At 59.8% G+C, this 18,691-nt stretch carries 19 protein-coding genes; 6 read left to right on the forward strand and 13 right to left on the reverse strand.

What is annotated here, in order from left to right; translation table 11 throughout:
- The first annotated feature begins 68 nt into the window (after positions 1–68).
- From PSJ8397_RS07525 to idi, 6 genes are all read left to right on the forward strand, one after another.
- Positions 69–881 carry a cobalamin B12-binding domain-containing protein gene (locus tag PSJ8397_RS07525; RefSeq protein WP_085863970.1) on the forward strand — a complete coding sequence of 271 codons (813 nt, stop codon included), beginning with the start codon at positions 69–71 and terminating at the stop codon, positions 879–881.
- Between the two features lie 35 nt (positions 882–916).
- The gene (ppsR, locus tag PSJ8397_RS07530) at positions 917–2,332 is read left to right on the forward strand and encodes a transcriptional regulator PpsR (RefSeq protein WP_085863971.1); all 1,416 of its coding nucleotides are present in this window, start codon (positions 917–919) and stop codon (positions 2,330–2,332) included.
- 106 nt (positions 2,333–2,438) lie between these two features.
- Positions 2,439–3,341, forward strand: a complete 903-nt coding sequence (chlG, locus tag PSJ8397_RS07535) for a chlorophyll synthase ChlG (RefSeq protein ID WP_085863972.1) — start codon at positions 2,439–2,441, stop codon at positions 3,339–3,341.
- Positions 3,338–4,621, forward strand: coding sequence for a BCD family MFS transporter (locus PSJ8397_RS07540; RefSeq protein WP_085863973.1), 1,284 nt, complete (start codon positions 3,338–3,340; stop codon positions 4,619–4,621). The genes chlG and PSJ8397_RS07540 overlap by 4 nt, the downstream gene beginning before the upstream one ends.
- A gap of 2 nt (positions 4,622–4,623) precedes the next feature.
- Complete coding sequence (locus PSJ8397_RS07545) at positions 4,624–5,802, forward strand: geranylgeranyl diphosphate reductase (RefSeq protein WP_407691739.1); 1,179 nt, start codon at positions 4,624–4,626, stop codon at positions 5,800–5,802.
- Positions 5,799–6,347: an isopentenyl-diphosphate delta-isomerase gene (gene idi / locus PSJ8397_RS07550; protein WP_143515395.1), complete on the forward strand. Its 549-nt coding sequence runs from the start codon at positions 5,799–5,801 to the stop codon at positions 6,345–6,347. The genes PSJ8397_RS07545 and idi overlap by 4 nt, the downstream gene beginning before the upstream one ends.
- Before the next feature lie 3 nt (positions 6,348–6,350).
- On the opposite strand, the gene dxs is transcribed toward idi, so the two are convergent.
- The 13 genes from dxs to PSJ8397_RS07615 all read right to left on the reverse strand — a co-directional run bounded on the left by dxs (position 6,351) and on the right by PSJ8397_RS07615 (position 18,663).
- Positions 6,351–8,261 carry a 1-deoxy-D-xylulose-5-phosphate synthase gene (gene dxs, locus PSJ8397_RS07555; RefSeq protein WP_085863975.1) on the reverse strand — a complete coding sequence of 637 codons (1,911 nt, stop codon included), beginning with the start codon at positions 8,259–8,261 and terminating at the stop codon, positions 6,351–6,353.
- A 249-nt stretch (positions 8,262–8,510) separates the two neighbouring features.
- On the reverse strand, positions 8,511–8,753 hold the full coding sequence (pufX, locus tag PSJ8397_RS07560) for an RC-LH1 core complex protein PufX (protein ID WP_085863976.1): 243 nt from the start codon (positions 8,751–8,753) through the stop codon (positions 8,511–8,513).
- A gap of 14 nt (positions 8,754–8,767) precedes the next feature.
- Entirely contained in the window at positions 8,768–9,688 is a 921-nt protein-coding gene (gene pufM, locus PSJ8397_RS07565; protein ID WP_085863977.1) for a photosynthetic reaction center subunit M, read from the reverse strand.
- Positions 9,681–10,529: a photosynthetic reaction center subunit L gene (gene pufL / locus PSJ8397_RS07570; RefSeq protein ID WP_085863978.1), complete on the reverse strand. Its 849-nt coding sequence runs from the start codon at positions 10,527–10,529 to the stop codon at positions 9,681–9,683. The genes pufM and pufL overlap by 8 nt, the downstream gene beginning before the upstream one ends.
- 116 nt (positions 10,530–10,645) lie before the next feature.
- The gene (pufA, locus tag PSJ8397_RS07575; protein WP_085863979.1) at positions 10,646–10,807 is read right to left on the reverse strand and encodes a light-harvesting antenna LH1, alpha subunit; all 162 of its coding nucleotides are present in this window, start codon (positions 10,805–10,807) and stop codon (positions 10,646–10,648) included.
- 14 nt (positions 10,808–10,821) lie between these two features.
- Positions 10,822–10,977 (reverse strand): light-harvesting antenna LH1, beta subunit, encoded by a 156-nt coding sequence (pufB, locus tag PSJ8397_RS07580; RefSeq protein ID WP_085863980.1) that lies wholly within the window; start codon positions 10,975–10,977, stop codon positions 10,822–10,824.
- A gap of 122 nt (positions 10,978–11,099) precedes the next feature.
- A complete protein-coding gene (pufQ, locus tag PSJ8397_RS07585) occupies positions 11,100–11,333 on the reverse strand; it encodes a cytochrome PufQ (RefSeq protein ID WP_085863981.1) in 234 nt (77 codons plus the stop codon).
- A complete protein-coding gene (gene bchZ, locus PSJ8397_RS07590; RefSeq protein WP_085864288.1) occupies positions 11,326–12,795 on the reverse strand; it encodes a chlorophyllide a reductase subunit Z in 1,470 nt (489 codons plus the stop codon). Before bchZ ends, pufQ begins: the two co-directional genes overlap by 8 nt.
- Positions 12,796–12,886: 91 nt before the next feature.
- On the reverse strand, positions 12,887–14,461 hold the full coding sequence (bchY, locus tag PSJ8397_RS07595; RefSeq protein ID WP_085863982.1) for a chlorophyllide a reductase subunit Y: 1,575 nt from the start codon (positions 14,459–14,461) through the stop codon (positions 12,887–12,889).
- A gap of 177 nt (positions 14,462–14,638) precedes the next feature.
- A complete protein-coding gene (locus PSJ8397_RS07600; protein ID WP_085863983.1) occupies positions 14,639–15,640 on the reverse strand; it encodes a chlorophyllide a reductase iron protein subunit X in 1,002 nt (333 codons plus the stop codon).
- Positions 15,637–16,578, reverse strand: coding sequence for a chlorophyll synthesis pathway protein BchC (gene bchC, locus PSJ8397_RS07605; protein ID WP_085863984.1), 942 nt, complete (start codon positions 16,576–16,578; stop codon positions 15,637–15,639). The genes PSJ8397_RS07600 and bchC overlap by 4 nt, the downstream gene beginning before the upstream one ends.
- Positions 16,579–16,691: 113 nt before the next feature.
- Positions 16,692–17,825: a methyltransferase gene (locus PSJ8397_RS07610; protein WP_085863985.1), complete on the reverse strand. Its 1,134-nt coding sequence runs from the start codon at positions 17,823–17,825 to the stop codon at positions 16,692–16,694.
- 1 nt (position 17,826) lies between these two features.
- Positions 17,827–18,663 carry a polyprenyl synthetase family protein gene (locus PSJ8397_RS07615; protein WP_085864289.1) on the reverse strand — a complete coding sequence of 279 codons (837 nt, stop codon included), beginning with the start codon at positions 18,661–18,663 and terminating at the stop codon, positions 17,827–17,829.
- Positions 18,664–18,691: the final 28 nt, after the last annotated feature.

Raw genomic sequence — 18,691 nt, forward strand, 5'->3', positions numbered from 1 at the left:
CACCCGTCAGGGCAGCTGATGTCGGAGCAACCTTCACAGCCCGTCAGCACCCCGGCAGGAGTTGAACGATGTCCGAACAACCAAAGCCAGGCAAGAAGGCCGCCGAGAGAATGGGGGCGAACGCATCAGTCGATGCGCTGGCATCGCGCGCCTTGTCTGTCGTTGCCAGTCGCAGCTCAAAACCTGGCTTGCCGATGTCTGTTGCGCGCCTCCAAAAGCTCCATGATGCGGCTGCAAACGGCCGCACCAATACCGTCCCCGACGTCGTCAAGGAGATGCTCGAAGACGGCATCTCGGCCGAAGTGATCGCCGTCAACTACATCCCCGAAGTGGCCCGACAGATGGGCGAGGAATGGTGCGAAGATGAGCTGAGCTTCGGCCACGTCACCATCGGCACCGCACGGTTGCAATCCGCTCTTCGGGTTCTTGGAAAAGACTGGTGGCTGGACGGCCGAAACGGCGATGGCGCGAACGACAAAGGCGTCGTCGTGGTTGTGGCGCAAGACGCCTATCACACCCTTGGTGCCTCCATCCTGTGCGGTCAATTGCGTCAGTTCGGGCTCTCCGTAAGGCTCGCCATGGGGACCTCGCCAGAGGACCTCAAAAGGTCTCTGCACGGGTCGACTTTCGACGCCATTCTCCTTTCGGCGAGTTCGGCAGAGAGCCTTGATTTCTTGCGAGAATACGTAGAAACTATAAGGGCTACCGTTTCTGGCCAGCCCCCGATCGTCGTCGGTGGCGGCATTTTGGATCAGGAGGCGGACGTGAAGACGGCCATAGGGGTCGATTTTGCGACAAAAGATCCTTTTGAGGCATTAGAATTTTGCGGTCTGACAAAGAACAATCGCAACAGGACTTCCAAAACCGGTCAGCGGGGCTGAGTGGTGGAGAGCGGGCAACATCCCAAGGCCCTGCCGTGACCTCGCGCGGAACAAAATATTGGGACACCGGAACCATTCCGTTGATCGCCCCCGAAATGCTTGGTGACATCATTGCGGCCTTGGCAGACGTGGCCTTGGTCATCAGTGATGACGGCCAGATCAAATCTGTCATCGCAAACCCGACACACGAAGCTCTCGATGATCTGTCTCATTGGGAAAGCAAACATGTCAGTGATACGCTGACACGTGAAAGCCGCCCAAAGTTTGACCGCGCCTTGCAGCAATTCCTGGACAATGATCCCAACGTCCGTCCCGTACAGCTCAATCATTCGGACGATGGCCGCGATATTGGCCTGCCGGTCAATTACTCCTTCCACCACGTGGGCCCCGATGGCTCATTGTTGATGCTCGGGCGTGATCTGCGTCCGATCTCGGAAATGCAGCAACAGCTGGTCAAGGCGCAGATTGCGCTGGAACAGGATTACGAACAGCAACGCGAATACGACACACGCTTCCGCGTGCTTATGGAATCCAGCCGTGACGCTGTGGTTTTTGTCGCCCTCAACACTGGGCGCATCATTGACGTCAATTCCATTGCCGCGCGCCTTTTGGGGCGCGACCGCGATGACCTGATCGGCAGTCCCTTTGCGCAGGAATTTGACGGCCGCCGCAAGGGTGAGCTGATGGACGCCCTGTCTTCCTCCGCCCTCGCCGAAGGGCCCAGCAGCCTGTCGGTTAACACACGTCAGGGCCGCAAAGCCATCCGTGTCCACCCCACCATGTTCCGCGCCACCGGTGAGCGTGTGATGCTGTGCCGCCTCGACCTGTCTGAAGGTGGCGCACCCGTGACGGACGATCTGCCGGAACGTCTGTCCGGTCTCTTCGATCAGGGCGCGGATGCGATTGCCTTCACCGATCAGGACGGAAATCTAACCTCCGTCAATGAGGCCTTCCTTGAACTGACCAATGTAGCCCATGCGCTGAATGTCAAAGGCCGGTCATTGGCGGATTACCTGCACCGTGGCAACGTCGACCTGCGGGTCTTGTTGGAAAACGCCGCCCGCGTTGGCCACATTCGCCTGTATTCGACCCGCATGGCCGGAGAGTTTGGCGAACCCCGCACCGTAGAAATTTCAGCGACGTACCTCAGCGATCTGGAAAACCCAAGCTACGCCTTCATCATGCGCGACGCCTCGCGGGCCGACGCGGTTCGCGTTGCACCCGCGCCCGTCGGCCAAGAAAACGTCAAATCGGTCATGGAACTCGTGGGCAGCGCGACATTGAAAGAAATCGTGGCCGAAACCACCGATGTGGTCGAACGCATGTGTATTGAGACCGCGTTGGAACTGACGTCAAACAACCGGGTGGCGGCCGCAGAGATGCTCGGCCTGTCACGGCAGTCTCTCTATGTGAAGCTGCGTAAATACGTGTTGCTGAACAAAAACGACTGATCCTTTCAGATGTGACCTGACGTGCTGGCATTGCTCCGCTTTGCCGCACCTGTCTAAGTGACATTACACTTGCTGAATCACTTACTGTAAGTTTATGTTTACAGATATGAGTGTTAGCCCCACCCTCCCCCTTCGCCGGTATCCAGACCCCGCCGCCGCCCTGCGTTTGATCAAACCGATCACGTGGTTCCCGCCGATGTGGGCGTATCTGTGTGGCACTGTCTCCTCAGGCGTGTCCCCGCTCTCAAACATCACTTTGGTTATCGCCGGCATCATCCTGGCCGGTCCCATCGTCTGCGGCATGTCGCAGGCCGCGAACGATTGGTGCGACCGCCATGTTGACGCCATCAATGAACCCAACCGCCCCATACCGTCTGGCCAGATTCCTGGCCGGTGGGGGTTGTGGATTGCGCTGATCATGTCCGCCCTGTCACTGGCCGTCGGCAGCCTTTTGGGCCCGTGGGGATTTGCCGCGACGGTTCTGGGTGTTCTGGCCGCATGGGCCTATTCCGCCGAACCTGTCCGCCTGAAACGGTCGGGCTGGTGGGGGCCTGGTCTTGTCGGGCTGTCCTACGAAACATTGCCTTGGATCACTGGCGCTGTCGTCTTGTCGGCCGGCGCGCCCGATGGGCGCATCGTGATCATTGCCGTTCTTTATGGTCTGGGCGCCCACGGCATCATGACCCTGAACGACTTCAAAGCGCTTGAGGGCGACCGCCAAACCGGCGTCGCCTCCCTTCCCGTCACCTTGGGGCCTGACCGCGCCGCCCGCCTGGCCTGCGCAATCATGGCGGTGCCGCAGCTGGTGGTCATTGCGCTATTATTCACGTGGGATAAGCCATTTTTCGCCGGAACAGTCTCTGTTTTGCTGGCCGCCCAAGTCTGGGCCATGACTGTGATGCTGCGCGATCCGAAGGGCAAAGCGCCCTGGTACAACGGCACAGGGGTGCTGTTCTACATCACCGGCATGATGGTCACCGCCTTCGCCCTGAAAGGGATCGTCGCATGAAACTCTCGTGGCTTCAGATCATCCGTCTTGGGCTGGTGCAGATGTGCCTTGGTGCCATCGTCGTGCTGACAACATCGACCCTAAACCGCCTGATGGTGGTGGAATTGGCCCTGCCCGCCGTGCTCCCCGGCCTTCTTGTGGCGCTTCACTACGGCATCCAACTCAGCCGTCCCAGTTGGGGCCATAAATCCGACGCGGGCGGCAAACGCACCCGTTGGATCATCGGCGGCATGGCGATCTTGGCCCTCGGTGGCTTCCTCGCCGCCACGGGCGTTCCCCTTCTTGCGGTAAACTATCCCGCGGGCCTTGCGGTCTCCATCCTCGCCTATGCGTTGATCGGCCTTGGCGTGGGCGCCTCCGGCACATCCCTTCTGGCGCTGCTGGCCACGGCAACCGCCCCGCATCGCCGCGCGGCTGCCGCGACAATCACGTGGCTGATGATGATCTTCGGCATCGCGGTCACCGCCACGATTGTCGGCAACCTGCTGACCCCCTATTCACCAACGCTCCTGCTCCAACTCGTCGGCGCAACCTGCCTGATCGCCCTCGCGCTCACCGCCCTCGCCGTTTGGGGGGTCGAGGCCCGCGTCCAAGCAGAACGCACCCCCGACACCACCCCCTTCCGCGCAGCACTGGCCGAAGTCTGGTCCGACACCCGCGCCCGCCATTTCACCATCTTCGTCTTCCTGTCCATGACCGCGTACTTCATGCAGGAACTGATCCTTGAACCCTACGCAGGCCTCGTCTTCGGCCTCACCCCCGGTGAATCCACCACGCTGTCTGGCGCACAAAATGGGGGCGTGTTCATGGGCATGCTGTTGGTCGGCATCGCGGCGACGGGCCTGAAATTCGGCAGCCTGCGCACTTGGGTCATTGCCGGGTGCCTTGGCTCAGCCCTGTCCCTCGCGGCACTCACAGCAATTGGCCCCTCGGCCATGGCACCGCTGCTGCAACCGGCCACCATCGCGCTGGGGTTCTTTAACGGCATGTTCGCCGTCGCCGCCATCGGGTCCATGATGACACTGGCGGGCGAAGGCAAAACCAAACGCGAAGGCACCCGCATGGGCGTCTGGGGCGCAGCGCAAGCGATTGCGGCGGGCTTCGGCGGCCTCACCGGGGCCGCCCTCGTGGACATCGCCCGCACCCTGACACCCGACGCCACCGCCTTCGGTGCCGTCTTCCTGCTAGAGGCCGCGATCTTCGTCATCGCCGCCGGTCTTGCCACCAAAGTTATGGACGCGACCCCAAGTCGTGAAGCGTCCCTCGTTCCAGGAGAATGACCATGTATGATGTTGTCGTCGTCGGCGGTGGGCCGTCCGGTGCCACCGCCGCAGAAGATCTCGCCCGTGCGGGAAAAACCGTCGCCATGATCGACCGTGACGGACGGATCAAACCTTGCGGTGGTGCCATTCCCCCGCGGCTGATCACGGATTTCGACATTCCCGATGCGCAGATCGTGGCCCGCGTGAACACCGCGCGGATGATCTCCCCCACCCAGCGCAAAGTCGACATTCCCATTGAAAACGGCTTTGTCGGCATGGTGGATCGCGAACACTTTGACGAATTCCTCCGCGGCCGTGCCAAAGCCTCCGGCGCGCACCGCTACACCGGCACCTTCCTGCGGATTGACCGCGACGCCGACGGGACGCACGTCATCTACCGCGACAAGATCAGCGGAAATGAACAACGTCTCAGCACAAAATTGGTCATCGGCGCGGACGGCGCCCGCTCCAAGGTGGGCGCAGCCGAGGTTCCAGGCGGCGACACCATCCCCTACGTCATCGCCTACCATGAGATCATCGAGGCCCCCGCCGCCAACGAAAACTACGACCCCCTGCGCTGCGATGTGGTCTATGACGGCGCCATCAGCCCCGATTTCTACGGTTGGGTGTTCCCCCACGGGGCGCAATGCAGCGTCGGCATGGGCACCGAGGTCAGCGATGTGGACCTGAAGGATGCAACCGCCAAACTGCGCGCGGCCTCCGGCCTCGCCGATTGCAAAACCATCCGCAAAGAAGGCGCGCCGATCCCACTGAAACCCTTGGACCGCTGGGACAATGGCAAAGACGTGATCCTTGCAGGGGACGCCGCTGGCGTTGTGGCCCCCTCGTCTGGCGAAGGCATCTACTACGCCATGGTCGGTGGTCGTGTCGCGGCAGAGGCCTGCCTCGCCTGCCTTGCTTCCAACAATGTGCGTGATCTTCAACTGGCCCGCAAAGCCTTCATGAAAGAACATAAGATGGTGTTTAAGGTCCTGCGTTCCATGCAGGATGCCTATTACAAATCCGACGAACGCCGCGAACGATTTGTGTCCCTGTGTCATGATGTCGACGTGCAACGCCTCACGTTTGAGGCGTATATGAACAAGAAACTCGTAAAGGCACGCCCCATGGCCCACCTGAAAATCGGCATCAAGAACCTGGCGCATCTGACACGCCTCGTGCGCCCGCATCACGTCTGATGACCATGATCCCGACCTGGGTGAACGGCAAACTTCAGCCCTTCGATAAGCTTGAGGCGCACGTGCAAGGCCTGCGCCATAAGGCGGTTTCGGTGTTCGTGATGGATGGCAAGAACGTGCTGATCCAACAGCGCGCCCTGTCCAAATATCACACGCCCGGTCTTTGGGCGAACACCTGTTGCACCCATCCCCACTGGGAAGAAGACGCAGGCCTGTGCGCCGTGCGCCGGCTTGAGGACGAACTGGGCATCACAGGGCTTTACCCCGTATATCGCGACCAACTCGAATACCGCGCCGATGTCGGCGGCGGGTTGATCGAACACGAAGTGGTCGATCTGTTCGTCGCCCCCGCCTCGCAAAAATCCCTAAAGATGGATCTCAACCCCGATGAGGTGATGGCCACACGTTGGGTCGATATCTACGATCTCGCGGCTGAGGTCGCGCGCTGGCCGGATCGCTTCACACCATGGCTGCGCATCTATCTGCGCGACCATCTTGATCTGGTGATCGCAGATCATTCCAACATGGCCCAAGCGGGCGAATAGACTCTATTGCGCCTGAATTGGGGTCTTTGTGGCCTCAAGCCCTGCGGCCTCCATCGCGGTCGCGGCGATATCAACGGCAGACAATCCAGCATCCGCATACATCGCATCGGGGGCCGCCTGATCAATGAACCGGTCAGGCAATGTCATCGTCCGCAGCTGCGCTTCCATCAACATCCCCTCCTGCGCCAGGGCCTGCAACACCATCGCGCCAAACCCACCAACAGACCCCTGTTCGACTGTGATCACAGCGTCATGGGATTTCATCAACTGACGGATCATCACCATGTCCAACGGTTTGGCAAACCGCGCATCCGCAATCGTCACACTGACATCCTGCGCCTCGAGCATCCGGGCCGCTTTGCGCACCTCACCCAAATGCGCGCCAAACGACAACAACGCCACATCTGTGCCACTTTGCACGATACGGCCTTTGCCGATCTCCAGAACTTCGCCGCGTTCGGGCATCTCCATGCCTTCCCCCTCGCCACGTGGATAGCGAAAGGCAATCGGCCCATCGTCGTAGGCCGCCGCCGTGGCGACCATATGCATCAGCTCAACCTCATCAGCAGCAGCCATAACCACCATGTTCGGCAGCGCGGCCAAATACCCGATATCAAACGCGCCCGCATGGGTCGGCCCGTCCGCGCCCACCAAACCGGCCCGATCTACCGCGAACCGCACAGGCAGGTTCTGCAACGCCACATCATGGACAATCTGGTCATACCCGCGCTGCAGGAATGATGAATAAATCGCGCAAAACGGCTTCATGCACGTTGCGGCCAGTCCGGCCGCAAACGTCACAGCATGTTGTTCCGCAATACCCACATCGAACATCTGTTTCGGGTAGGCTTTGCCGAAAATATCCATGCCGGTGCCCGATGGCATTGCTGCGGTGATCCCAACGATTCTAGGGTCTAACGCGGCCTCTTTCACCAAACTTTCGCCAAACACCTTCGTGTAGCTCGGCGCATTGGGGCGGCTTTTCTTCTGCGTGCCCGTCGACACGTCAAACTTGGCGACCCCGTGGTATTTGTCATCCGATCCTTCCGCAGGCGCATAGCCCTTACCCTTGACCGTGCAGGCGTGGATCAGCACCGGCCCCGTCGCGCGCACCTTGGCCGTGCGCAGCACGCTCAGCAACTGGTCCATGTCATGTCCATCGATAGGCCCGATGTACTGGAACCCCAGCTCTTCAAACAACGTACCAGCGCCGCCAGACAGCCCCGTCACCAGCTGACGTGCACGCCGCGCGTGATCACGCAAAGGCCCGGGCAAGGCAGACTCAAAACCTTCAGCCATGGTCGCCGCTGGGCTGGAATAGAGACTGCTTAGATACTTCGACATCGCCCCCACCGGCGGCGCAATCGACATTTCATTGTCGTTGAGGATGACAAACAAACGTCGCCCCTCGGCGCCCGCGTTGTTCATCGCCTCATAGGCCATTCCGGCCGAAATCGACCCGTCACCGATCACCGCAATCGCATCGCCCGTTGGCTGACCCAAATCGCGCGCGGTCGCAAAACCCAAGGCCGCAGAAATCGACGTGGACGAATGCGCGGCGCCAAACGGGTCATAGTCACTCTCGGCGCGCTTGGTGAACCCGGACAGGCCCCCCTCTTGGCGCAGGGTGCGGATGCGGTCGCGCCGCCCTGTCAAAACCTTATGCGGATAACACTGATGGCCCACGTCCCAGACGATCTTGTCGTGCGGCGTGTTGAACACCGCATGCAACGCCACGGTCAGTTCAACCACACCCAAGGATGACCCCAAATGGCCGCCCGTCTCGGACACCGCCGAAACAACCTCCTGGCGCAGCTCATCCGCCAGAGTCGCCAGCTGTCGGTCATCCAATGCCTTCAGGTCGGACGGAACCGTCACACGGTCCAAGGTGGGGGTGTTTGGACGGTCAGTCATGGCGATATCTCCCTTAGATGTTCCCATGCGGATACCGTGGCGCGGCCCCGCGTGTCCCCCTGAACGATGTCCCAGTGTGGTGCCGTAAGGGGCAAACCCCTCACGGCACCGGTTTCCTGTAGCCAACAGGAAGGGAACCAAGATGGACCGCGAGGGTCCGACCTTGATGTCCGGCCCCAGGGAACAGGGGGCGGACCTCGGATGGAGAGGGGCACATCAGCTGCGCCCGCCCCCAAATCACATCACACGTCAGGCCAGAACGGTGATCTCAGTCGCATCAATCTGCATGGACATCGGCGTTGGATCGGGGGCGAACTTGCTGTCTTCCGGCAGCAGGTTCGAAATTCCGATCAGCACCGCATAGGCCAAGCCGATCACCAGACAGAACAGCGCGGCATATCCCGCCCCCTTCAACATCAAGGCTGTGACGTCAGCCGTCAGGCGGAAATTGCCGCCTTCGGTGCGCAGATAATCGTGGTCATTGTCACTCATGAATCTGTCCTTTCTTACCGTGCGAAGCCGTGGTCTTGGGCCCAGCCGAACCAGTTGTCGACGACTGTGCCGGTCAGCAAAATTCCGATACCGCCGGTCAGCGTTGTCAGAACTGCGAACCACCACGCCCAGCGGTGAATGCCTTCCATTGTGGCGTTAAAGCCCATGGTCCAGCGCCAGAACAGGCCGGCGCGCTCAGACGCTGTGCCGCGGTCGACGATCTGTTCAATCTCTCGTTCGCCGCCAAAGCGGCTGACAGCCAGGATCGTGGCGCCGTGCATGGCGAACAGCAGGGCTGACCCATACAGGAACACAATCGAAAGCGCGTGGAACGGGTTGTAGAACAGGTTGCCGTAGGTGATCGAGAACAGGTTCGTCCAGTCAAGGTGGCTGAAGATCCCGTAAGGCACCATTTCAGACCAGGATCCCATCAGGATCGGACGGAACAGACCCAACACAAGGAACAACCAGATCGCCGAGGCGAACGCCCAAGCCACATGTTTGCCCATGCCCAGTGCCTCGGCCCGCAGGTAGGTCCGCACCCACCAAGTGATCACCGACACCAGCAGGAAGAGCGACGCGATCATGAAATAACCGCCTTCATTCATGGGTGGCATCGACAGGCCATATTCGGGGCTTGGCGGATCAAGCGAGAACCAGAACAGGTCGCGCATGAACACCGCAGGGTTGTATCCCGCCTGATCCCAGAAGCTCAGGCCCACCATGACAAACCAGATCAAACCGGTCGCCATGGAAATCAGGCCAAACGCGCCCAGATAGATCGGGCCCAATTGGGCGTTGCCGATCCAGCCCGCAAGGGTGGAGAAGGACGCGCCCTTGGTGCGCTCGCCGGCAATTTTGCCGTCGCCTTCCATGCCCATCTCAGGCGGTCCAGCGACCTGCACCTGAGTAAAGATGTTTTGATACTCAGCCATTTACGCCTCCTTCAATGTCTACCCAAATCGGCAGGTCAACCCAGCCGTACCACCACACGATCCATTCATCGAACCAGATGGTGCCGGAAATCACGATGCACACGGCGGACCAGAAACCAGCCATCAGCGCCAGGAAAAGACCCAGACGGTGGATGCCCAGTGGCCCGATCGAATACCCGATCAGATCGCGGAAATAGGTGTCTTCGTGGTCGGGGGATTTGACCTCGGTGCCCTTCGTCGGGTTCACCGCAGACAAAACCAACGACCCATGCAGCGCCAGTGCCAAACAGTTCGTAAAGAAGAACGTAATGGCGATCATATGCGCGGGGTTGTAATGGAAATTGCCGTAGGCGTAGCCCACGTTGTTCACCCAATCGAGGTGGGACCAAATCCCATATGGGAACCCATGGCCCCATGCGCCCATCAAAACGGGGCGAATGATCACCAGCGTGACATAGGCCAAGATGGCCACGCCAAACGCGAACGGCACATGGTATCCCATGCCCAACTTGCGGCAAATCTCGACCTCTCGCATCATCCAGCTGACAAAGGCCAGCGTGGCGCAGATGGTGATGATCTGCCAAAGCCCGCCTTCGGCCAATGGCGCCATGCCAAGACCAACTTCAAGGCTGGGGGGATTGATCGAAATCAACCAGGGGTTCCACGTATCGCCAAGGGCGGCACCGTAGAAAATCAGAATTGTGCCAAGGGCGGCAAAGAAAAATGTCGTGACCCCAAAGAAGCCCACATAAAATGGGCCTACCCAGAAGTCGAACAGATCACCGCCGACCAGCGTCCCGCCTCGGACGCGGTATTTTCTTTCGAAGCTGAGCTGAGCCATCTTCAAACTCCTTTTAATGCGGCATGGACGCGGACGTACTCATGTCGCCGGTTCTGTCGGTTTGTTTGCCACGGGCGAGCGGACCCGCCCGTGACTGTGTTCAGTCGGTCAGTGGATCACTCACCGGCCCCGCCAAAGGCGAGGGAGAACCAGTTGGTCGCATCGTTGCTAAGCAGGACGAGGTGAATCATCGCAGCCAGCAGGAAGAGGAAAACGCCCTGAGCCACGAAAACGCGACGGGGGTCGAATACCAACCAGATCTTGTAAAACTGTGCCATTCGTTAGGACTCCTTTACCAAGCAAACCAAGGCAGCTTGATGTACGTGAGGATGTGGGCGACCACGGCAACAACCGTGAACAGCGCAAAACCGCTCATGTACACCGCGTGCAGCTCTTGGGCCTGCTCGTCGGTGAGACCTGTGAAAGACAGATCAGATTTATCAGCCATGTAAAATTACTCCTTACAGAACTGACGCCGCGCATTCCCCGCGACAGGGCTACGACGGAGGCTCATCCTCCGCCCTCTTTCACCACCCCGTGGGCTGGTAAACGTGTGATCACACCCAAACGTCATGGGTGGAAAATCATTGGTGTAATGATGCCCGCCTGGGACCACGCGGTTTGCACCGGGTCTTTCTCAGGCAGACGGAAATTGCGCAGTGCGAACAACACATAGGTGAACAGTGCCAGCGGCAGGCAGGCAAAGAAGATCACCACGAAATAGGCGCCGTACTCGCGTTTCTCTGCATTGGTATTTCGGCTCTGTTTCGCCTCAATCGGCGTGTCGGTTGTCAAATCAGTCATCGCGTGGACCTCCTGTAGCAGGTTGCAACTTTCGAACCGTCTCAAGGACGACTCGCTCCGCTCCGGTCTCAAGGGCCGCCTTTTCGGCGGCATCCCTCAGCGTTTTTGCGGCAGAAATTCTTGTAAGGATGGGATGGGTCGCCACGATCTCATCAAGCGCGCGCGCTGCGTCGTCATCCCAAGGGAAATCACGACGCAGGTTCGTCGGCGTTGCGTCGGCGGCGTCCATGTCAGTACCAAGAGGCAAGATGTGGAACAGCGCGTCAAACAATCCATTGCAGACCTCTTGGACAACATATGTCGCCCCAGCATAGCCCATGAATGGTGTTCCTGTCGCCCGCCGTATGGCCGCACCCGGAAAACTGGCGGGAATGAACGCCGGTGAGGGCCCATGCCCCGCCTTCAATTCCGCCAAATACATCTTTTCGTTGATCGACCCAAAGACCACCAACGGGCGTTTCTGCCCCATCAAGGCACGCACTTCGTCATTGTTCGTTTTGGCCCCTGCGGTCCGTGCCACCGCAAACCCGCACGGCAGCCCCAGATCATCCTCAAGGAATTTGCGCAGGCCTCGCGCGTAGGTTTCGTTCGCGACAACGGCGAAACTGGCCGTGGCAAAGAAATCCTGCGTCACGCTGCGCCACAAGTCCCAAACCGGCTTGATGGTGGAATGCTTTTCGCGCTCGATAAACGGCTCAGGGTCCAGCCCCAACAAATCACCCAACTTACGCAGGAACTTGGTTGTGCTGTCCAACCCGATGGGGGCCTGCAGATAGGGCTTGTTCAAAACCTCACACAGACCGCGCCCAAATTCGCGGTACATGCAGACATTCACATCCGCATTCACCAGATTGCGCATCTCCGCGACATGGCTGCCCAGTGGCATGACCATATTCACCTCGGCGCCAATCCCTTCGACCAAGCGGCGGATCTCGGCCAGATCGGACGGCATGTTGAACGTGCCATACATTGGCCCAAGGATATTCACGCGCGGCTTCGCACCCTCTTCGCGCTTCGCCTCTTTCGGCATCCGGCCTTTGGTCATCCCGAATTCGGTAAAGACCCAGGTCATGGCACGATCGGCGGCTTCCCATTGGTCCTCATCAATCGTCCGAGGGAGGAACCGCTGAATATTAGTACCCATGGGCGTTACACCGCCGCCGATCATCTCTGCAATGGATCCGGTCACCACCACCGCCGGAAGCGCGGGGTCCAACGTGCCCCAGGCGCGCTTCATCGCGCCCTCGGTCCCGTCTCGGCCCAGCTCTTCTTCGCCCAGTCCGGTCACCACAATCGGCAACTCGTGGGGCGGAAGCGCATCGGTGTAATGCAACACGGACGTCACGGGCAGGTTCTCACAGCCGACCGGCCCGTCGATCACGCACTGCAGGCCCTTCACGGCGCAGAACGCATAAACCGCACCCCAGTAGCCACCGGCCCGATCATGATCCTGGATCAGCATGTGACACCGCCAATCTGGCGCGCCTGCCATACGCCAGCCATACGCCAGCCATACGCAAACCATACCGGCATTTTGGGATCAAAATATGCCACTAGATCATCTCCGCCGCTTTGGCGGCCTTGGCGGCCCGTTCCAGTTTTTTAGCGTTGAGAGCGCGGAATTCGGGCCGCAGATTGGGCGCCCCTTCCCAGACACCGGCGGTGTCCTGATGGCCGACACCCTCAAAGAATTCACGCATGGAATGCATCCGGTCGCGGTTGCCCATCGCGGCGTTCACGACCTCTTGCAAAGACCCTGCCCCCGCTGGCCCCATCAAGGGTCGCGCAGAAATCAGGTTGGTGAAGTAAAGGCTTGGAATGCCAAGCTCTTTGCCCTTTTGCACGACGGGTGTGGTGCCGATCGCAAGGTCGGGTTTGACCCCTTCCATCGCGGCGCAATCGTCTTCCAGAGAGGCCCGGAATTTCACCGTCACACCGCGCGCTTTCAACCACGCCTCATCCGCCGCATTCCACGGCGTCTTTGGACACGCCGTGCCCACATAAGGCACATCCGCGCCGCTTTCGATCAGCAGCCGCGCCACCAACAGCTCGCTGCCTTCATAACCACTTAACGTGATGGTGCCATTAATACGGGATCCCGCCAGAGCGCCCTCAATCGCCGGCAGAAACGCATTTTGCGACGCCGCAATCTGATCGGCGCTCACACCATGGGCCTCCCCGATGGCGCGCAGCCACTCGGCAGTTCCGTCGCGCCCAACGGGGGCAGACCCCACCACAGGCCGACCGGCGGCCTGAAATTCGCGGACGCTTGCCGTGTAGAACGGATGGATCGCGGCCACGACCGAACTGTCCAGCGCGGCGTAAAGCTCTCGCCATTCACGGCAAGGCACAACAGGACCGGCGGCCAAACCCATCGGGGCCAGCATGGCGCCGATCATCATCGGATCGGCGGGGAACATTTCCCCCAACATGGCAACGGTCGGGCGGTCCGATTTACCAGAGGCAGGCGCCTGAACTGGCCCGGCCTCAACCTCGGCCCGTGCGTAATTCAGCATCGCGCCGGCCAACACGTCCTTGGCCTCAGCATGGGTCGGAATGCCAAATCCTGGCACATCAATGCCCACAATCCGCACGCCGTTGATCTCGCTTGGCAACAGGCGAAGTGGCACACCGGAGGCCGTCGGCACACACAGATTCGTCACCACAATCGCGTCGTAAAGATCAGGGTCGGCAAGGTCATGCACGCTTTCGCGGATGTCCTCAAACAGCTTACCCGTCACGAGCGTTTCGGAGTTGAACGGCACATACCCAACAGACCGTCGCGCCCCGTAAAAATGCGACACAAACGTCAGCCCATACACGCAACAGGCGGACCCAGACAGCACCGTCGCCGTGCGTCGCATGCGCAGGCCAACTCGTAAGCTGCCAAAAGCGGGACACATGGATTGCGGTTTGTCATGGGGCCCTTGCGGGTAATCTTTGGCGTATTGTTCCAAGATCTCCGAAGACCCGGCCAGCTTGGCCGCCTCTTCCATCTCCGATCCGGAATGACAGCCCAGCGTTTCGGGTGCATCTGCGGGACGATCCGCGGGCAAAGCCTCGGCCTGAATGACCTGAACATCACCGGCATCGTCATATTCGACGCGATATGTGTCTTTGTCGCTCATTGGGTGGGCTGTGTTTCTGGGGCGACCACCCGTGTCGACGCAAGGGCCGCACGCGCCACGGAAAGAACACGGTATGCCTCTCCCATCATCTCGAGAGATTGCGCACGCCTTAACGCCGAAGCCCGCAAGGCATGTTCGGAATACACCAATGATGATATTGAAATCATAACCAGAGGATCACGCATCGTCATAGATCACCTCCAAGCTTTCTTTTGGCTTGGCATTCTTGCCGCGCATGTCGGCATCTGTGGCAGGTTGCAGCACCACACCTGCGCCAGTGTCGGACCCGTCAAACAACTCCAACAATTCATCCTGGCTCAGCGCGGTGGGCCGCATCGGCGGCGCTTCGGCCACGTTTTCACCAAGGGCTGCAAACAGGGCGCCCCACTGGCTTTCAGACGTGCCGACGATCTGATAGTTCGCAGACTTTTTGCGCAGGTCATCGTCCTGCGGGATCGACGCCAGAACGGGAATATCCACGGCTTTGGCAAAGGCCTGTGCCTCACCCGATCCGTCGTCCTTGTTGATCACAAGGCCAGCCACGCCGACATTCCCGCCCAGCTTGCGGAAGTATTCGACAGCAGAACACACGTTGTTGGCCACATAGAGCGATTGCAGGTCATTGGACCCAACCAAGATCACCTTTTGCGCCATGTCGCGCGCGATGGGCAGGCCAAACCCGCCACAGACCACGTCGCCCAGAAAATCGAGAAGGACATAATCAAAGTCCCAATCGTGGAACCCCAACTTTTCCAACAGTTCGAACCCATGGATAATTCCGCGGCCACCACAACCGCGGCCGACCTCTGGCCCGCCAAGCTCCATCGCGAAAACACCACCGCGCTTGAAGCAGACGTCGCCAATGGCAACCTCTTCTCCGGCAAGCTTCTTCTTCGTCGATGTTTCAATGATCGTCGGGCACGCCTTGCCGCCAAACAGCAAGGACGTCGTGTCGGATTTCGGATCACAGCCGATCAGCAAAACGCGTTTGCCCTGTTCGGCCATCATATGGCTGAGGTTGGCAAGGGTGAAGGATTTGCCAATCCCACCTTTGCCATAAATCGCAATGATCTGGGTTTTCTTGGTGGCCTCTGTCGGGATGACATCGGCCAGATCCTCGTTCGCCTCATCGCGCAAACGCTGATCAAAATCTTTGAGGTTCGGGACTTCGTCCTTCATGCCGTGGCACTCCAATCCAGGATCATTTTCAGGCAGGCGGAGGTGTCGAACGCCTGTTCGTAGGCCGCAGCGGCGTCTGCCGCGGGCCGCGTGTGTGTAATCAAACCATCAAGTGACAACGCACCGGATTCGACCAACTGGCGCGTTGCCAAAAGATCGTCGGGCGCCCATTCCGCCGCGATGCGGAATCGCGCCTCTTTCATAAAGGCAGGCGGGAAGGCGAATTGCAGCGGCTTGGTGTAGAAACCGGCCAAAACGACCTCACCGCCCTTGGCGATGCGGCCAACCAGATCATTCAGCAAATCGGCACTGCCAGACGCGTCGTAGATGCACTGATAGTCACGGCGCGGATCATCTTCGGGCGCGATCACGTCGTAGCCTTCTGCACCTGTTTGGCGCGTGGGATCGACCTCCCAAACCGTTGGGGCAGGCGCACCGGCGGCCACCGTCAGGCGCGCAAGCAAACGACCCAAAACACCGTGGCCCACAATCAGATCAGGCACTGTTTTGTTCGGCCCCGCCATGGCATGGCGCGCTGTCGCCGCCAGCGCCAAAAGCGCAGATTGGGGCCCAAGGCCTGCATCAATGCGCGTCACACGGTCCGGCGCGGACACCACGCGGGACGCGGCACCCCCAAACAAACCAAATGCGCCATCATAACAATTCGCACCTGGCACAAAGACGTGGTCGCCCACCTTGAACCCTGATGCTGCGGGGGCCTCGACCACCGTGCCTGCGGCCTCATATCCGGGCACCAAGGGATAGCCCATGCCAGGGAAGGGGGGCATTTCACCAGACCAGAACAGCTTTTCTGTGCCGGTAGAGATGCCGGAATATGCAACCTCGATGACAAGGTCATCTGCCGAAGGATCGACCAAAGGCACACAGTCAAGCGTCAGCGTGCGCGGGCCTTTCAGTAATACTGCGGTCGTTTCCATTATGCGGCCTTCGTCTGCCCACCCGAAGAATCAGGTGTCAATTTGTCAGTTGTCGTCATGTGTAAGTTTAACCTGACAGTCTTATCTGTCAATCAAGTTAGACAATCTATTTGTCATTTCGGCTTAATGGCCGAAACCACACCGGTCACATAGCTGCGCAACGGGCGTTTCATCGCGACCTGATCAAAGCCCGCCTCAACCAGCAACGCAGAGATTTCCTGAGCAGATCGTGTGCGCCCAGTTCGCATCGCCATCGTATACAGGGCAAAATAGGCATCTGTGGCCCGATCAGGCACATCGCCCCCGCTCATGGGTTCCGAAATGATGATACGCCCGCCTTTCGGAAGCGCGGCAAAGGCCTTCGCCAAAAGATCGCGCACCGTCGTATCGGAGTGATCATACAGCACGCGAACAAGACTGATGCCATTCGCACCAGTTGGCAGATCCTGGTCTCGGAAAGACCCTGTGACGATCTCAGACCGGTGTGTCATCCCTGCAGCCTCAAACCGGTCGCGCGCAGCGGGGGCCACCGTGGGCAGATCAAACAACCGCAATGACAGGTCGGGATAGGACGTGCCAACGGCCTCCAAGAACGCACCGGTGCCACCGCCCACATCCATCAAGGTGTGCACATCATCGAACCGGACCATACGCAACGTATCTTGCGCCACCAGCCGCTGACTTTGCGCCATAAGATCGGAATAAGCGGCGGCCGTTGTCGCATCTATGGCGGTGGCATTTCCAAAAACATAGGGCCAAACCTCAGCCAGTTCTGTCGTCGTCTCCCCCCGAAAGAACGCCACGGGGTTTTCCAGATCGCGGTAAAAAGCGCGGTGATGCCGGACCATGGCGGACAAACCGGGAACCGTTGCGAACGCCGCTCCCTGACGGGTGAGTTGGACCTGTTTGCCACGCAGCTTCAACATCCCGATCGCCGCCCCGCCGCGCATCAGAATGTCAAACCTGTCCTCAGGGACATGGGCCTCCTGTGCCAGATCAGCGATGGGTCGCGGACCTGCCAACAGGGCCTCCGGCACGTTCAGCTCCGCCAGTGCCATCAAGATCTGCGAATGACAAAACCCTGCCATCACATCAAAGAGCGCCTGCCCCTCTCGGCGCACCAACGCCCGCGTAAATGGAAACCGCGCAGCCCACGTCTGAAACCGGTCGGACGCCATCAGACGGTTGCGCAGCCCTTTGGGTGCCGTTGCTGTCAAACCGGATGAAAACTGTGCGCCGTCGGCCATGTTATTCACCGGGCACGCGGTTGACCTTGCCTTCTGGGATCAGCTTTTTCGCCGTAGCCTGCACCAACTGCGCCAAGGCCGCTTCCCCGGGACAGGACGGAATCGATGCGATAGCGCCGCCCAAGATATCTTTCAGCCGCGTCACGGCCCCGTCCACGCCCAATTCGGTCACAGCGTTGGGTCGGTTGTGAATTTCGTCTTGGCCCACAGGTTTGCCCAATTCAGCCTCATCATAAAGGGCGTCGCGCAAATCATCCGCAACCTGAAACGCCTCCCCGATGCGGGCGCCAAGCTCTTCCCATGGTTCGGGGTCTTGGCCTGCAGCGATGGCCCCCATTTGGGTCGCCGCAATAAACAACGCGCCGGTTTTGGCGCGGTGATAGGCGCTTAGATTAATGCTGCTTTCGCTTTCCCACCCTTGCCCGGCACAGATGCCAAAGGGCGTGCCGGTGCGGGTGGCCAGATGCCGGATCAACGGCAAGGCGCGATCAGGGTCTTGCCGCGACAGCAGGTCAAACGCCAGCACGATCAGGCTGTCACCGGTCAACAACGCCAAAGGTTCGGAATACGCGACATGCACCGTGGGCTTGCCCCGCCGCACATCCGCATCATCAAAACATGGCATGTCATCATGGACCAAACTGGCGCAGTGGATGATCTCCAATGCCGCTGCCGCCGCATCTGATACTGCAGGCCGGTCATCACCGCACGCCATCGCAACGCTCAGAAGAATGGTGGGCCGGATGCGCGCGCCCCCGGGGGCCGCGGCATAGGACACAGCACCCGTCAAAAGTTCGGGCGGTGTGCCCTTCTGGGTCAGAGACATCGCGGCGGACATCGCTGTTTCAATCCGGTGACTGAACATT

This window comes from Pseudooctadecabacter jejudonensis, assembly GCF_900172275.1.
In the GTDB taxonomy this organism is placed as follows: Bacteria; Pseudomonadota; Alphaproteobacteria; order Rhodobacterales; family Rhodobacteraceae; genus Octadecabacter; species Octadecabacter jejudonensis.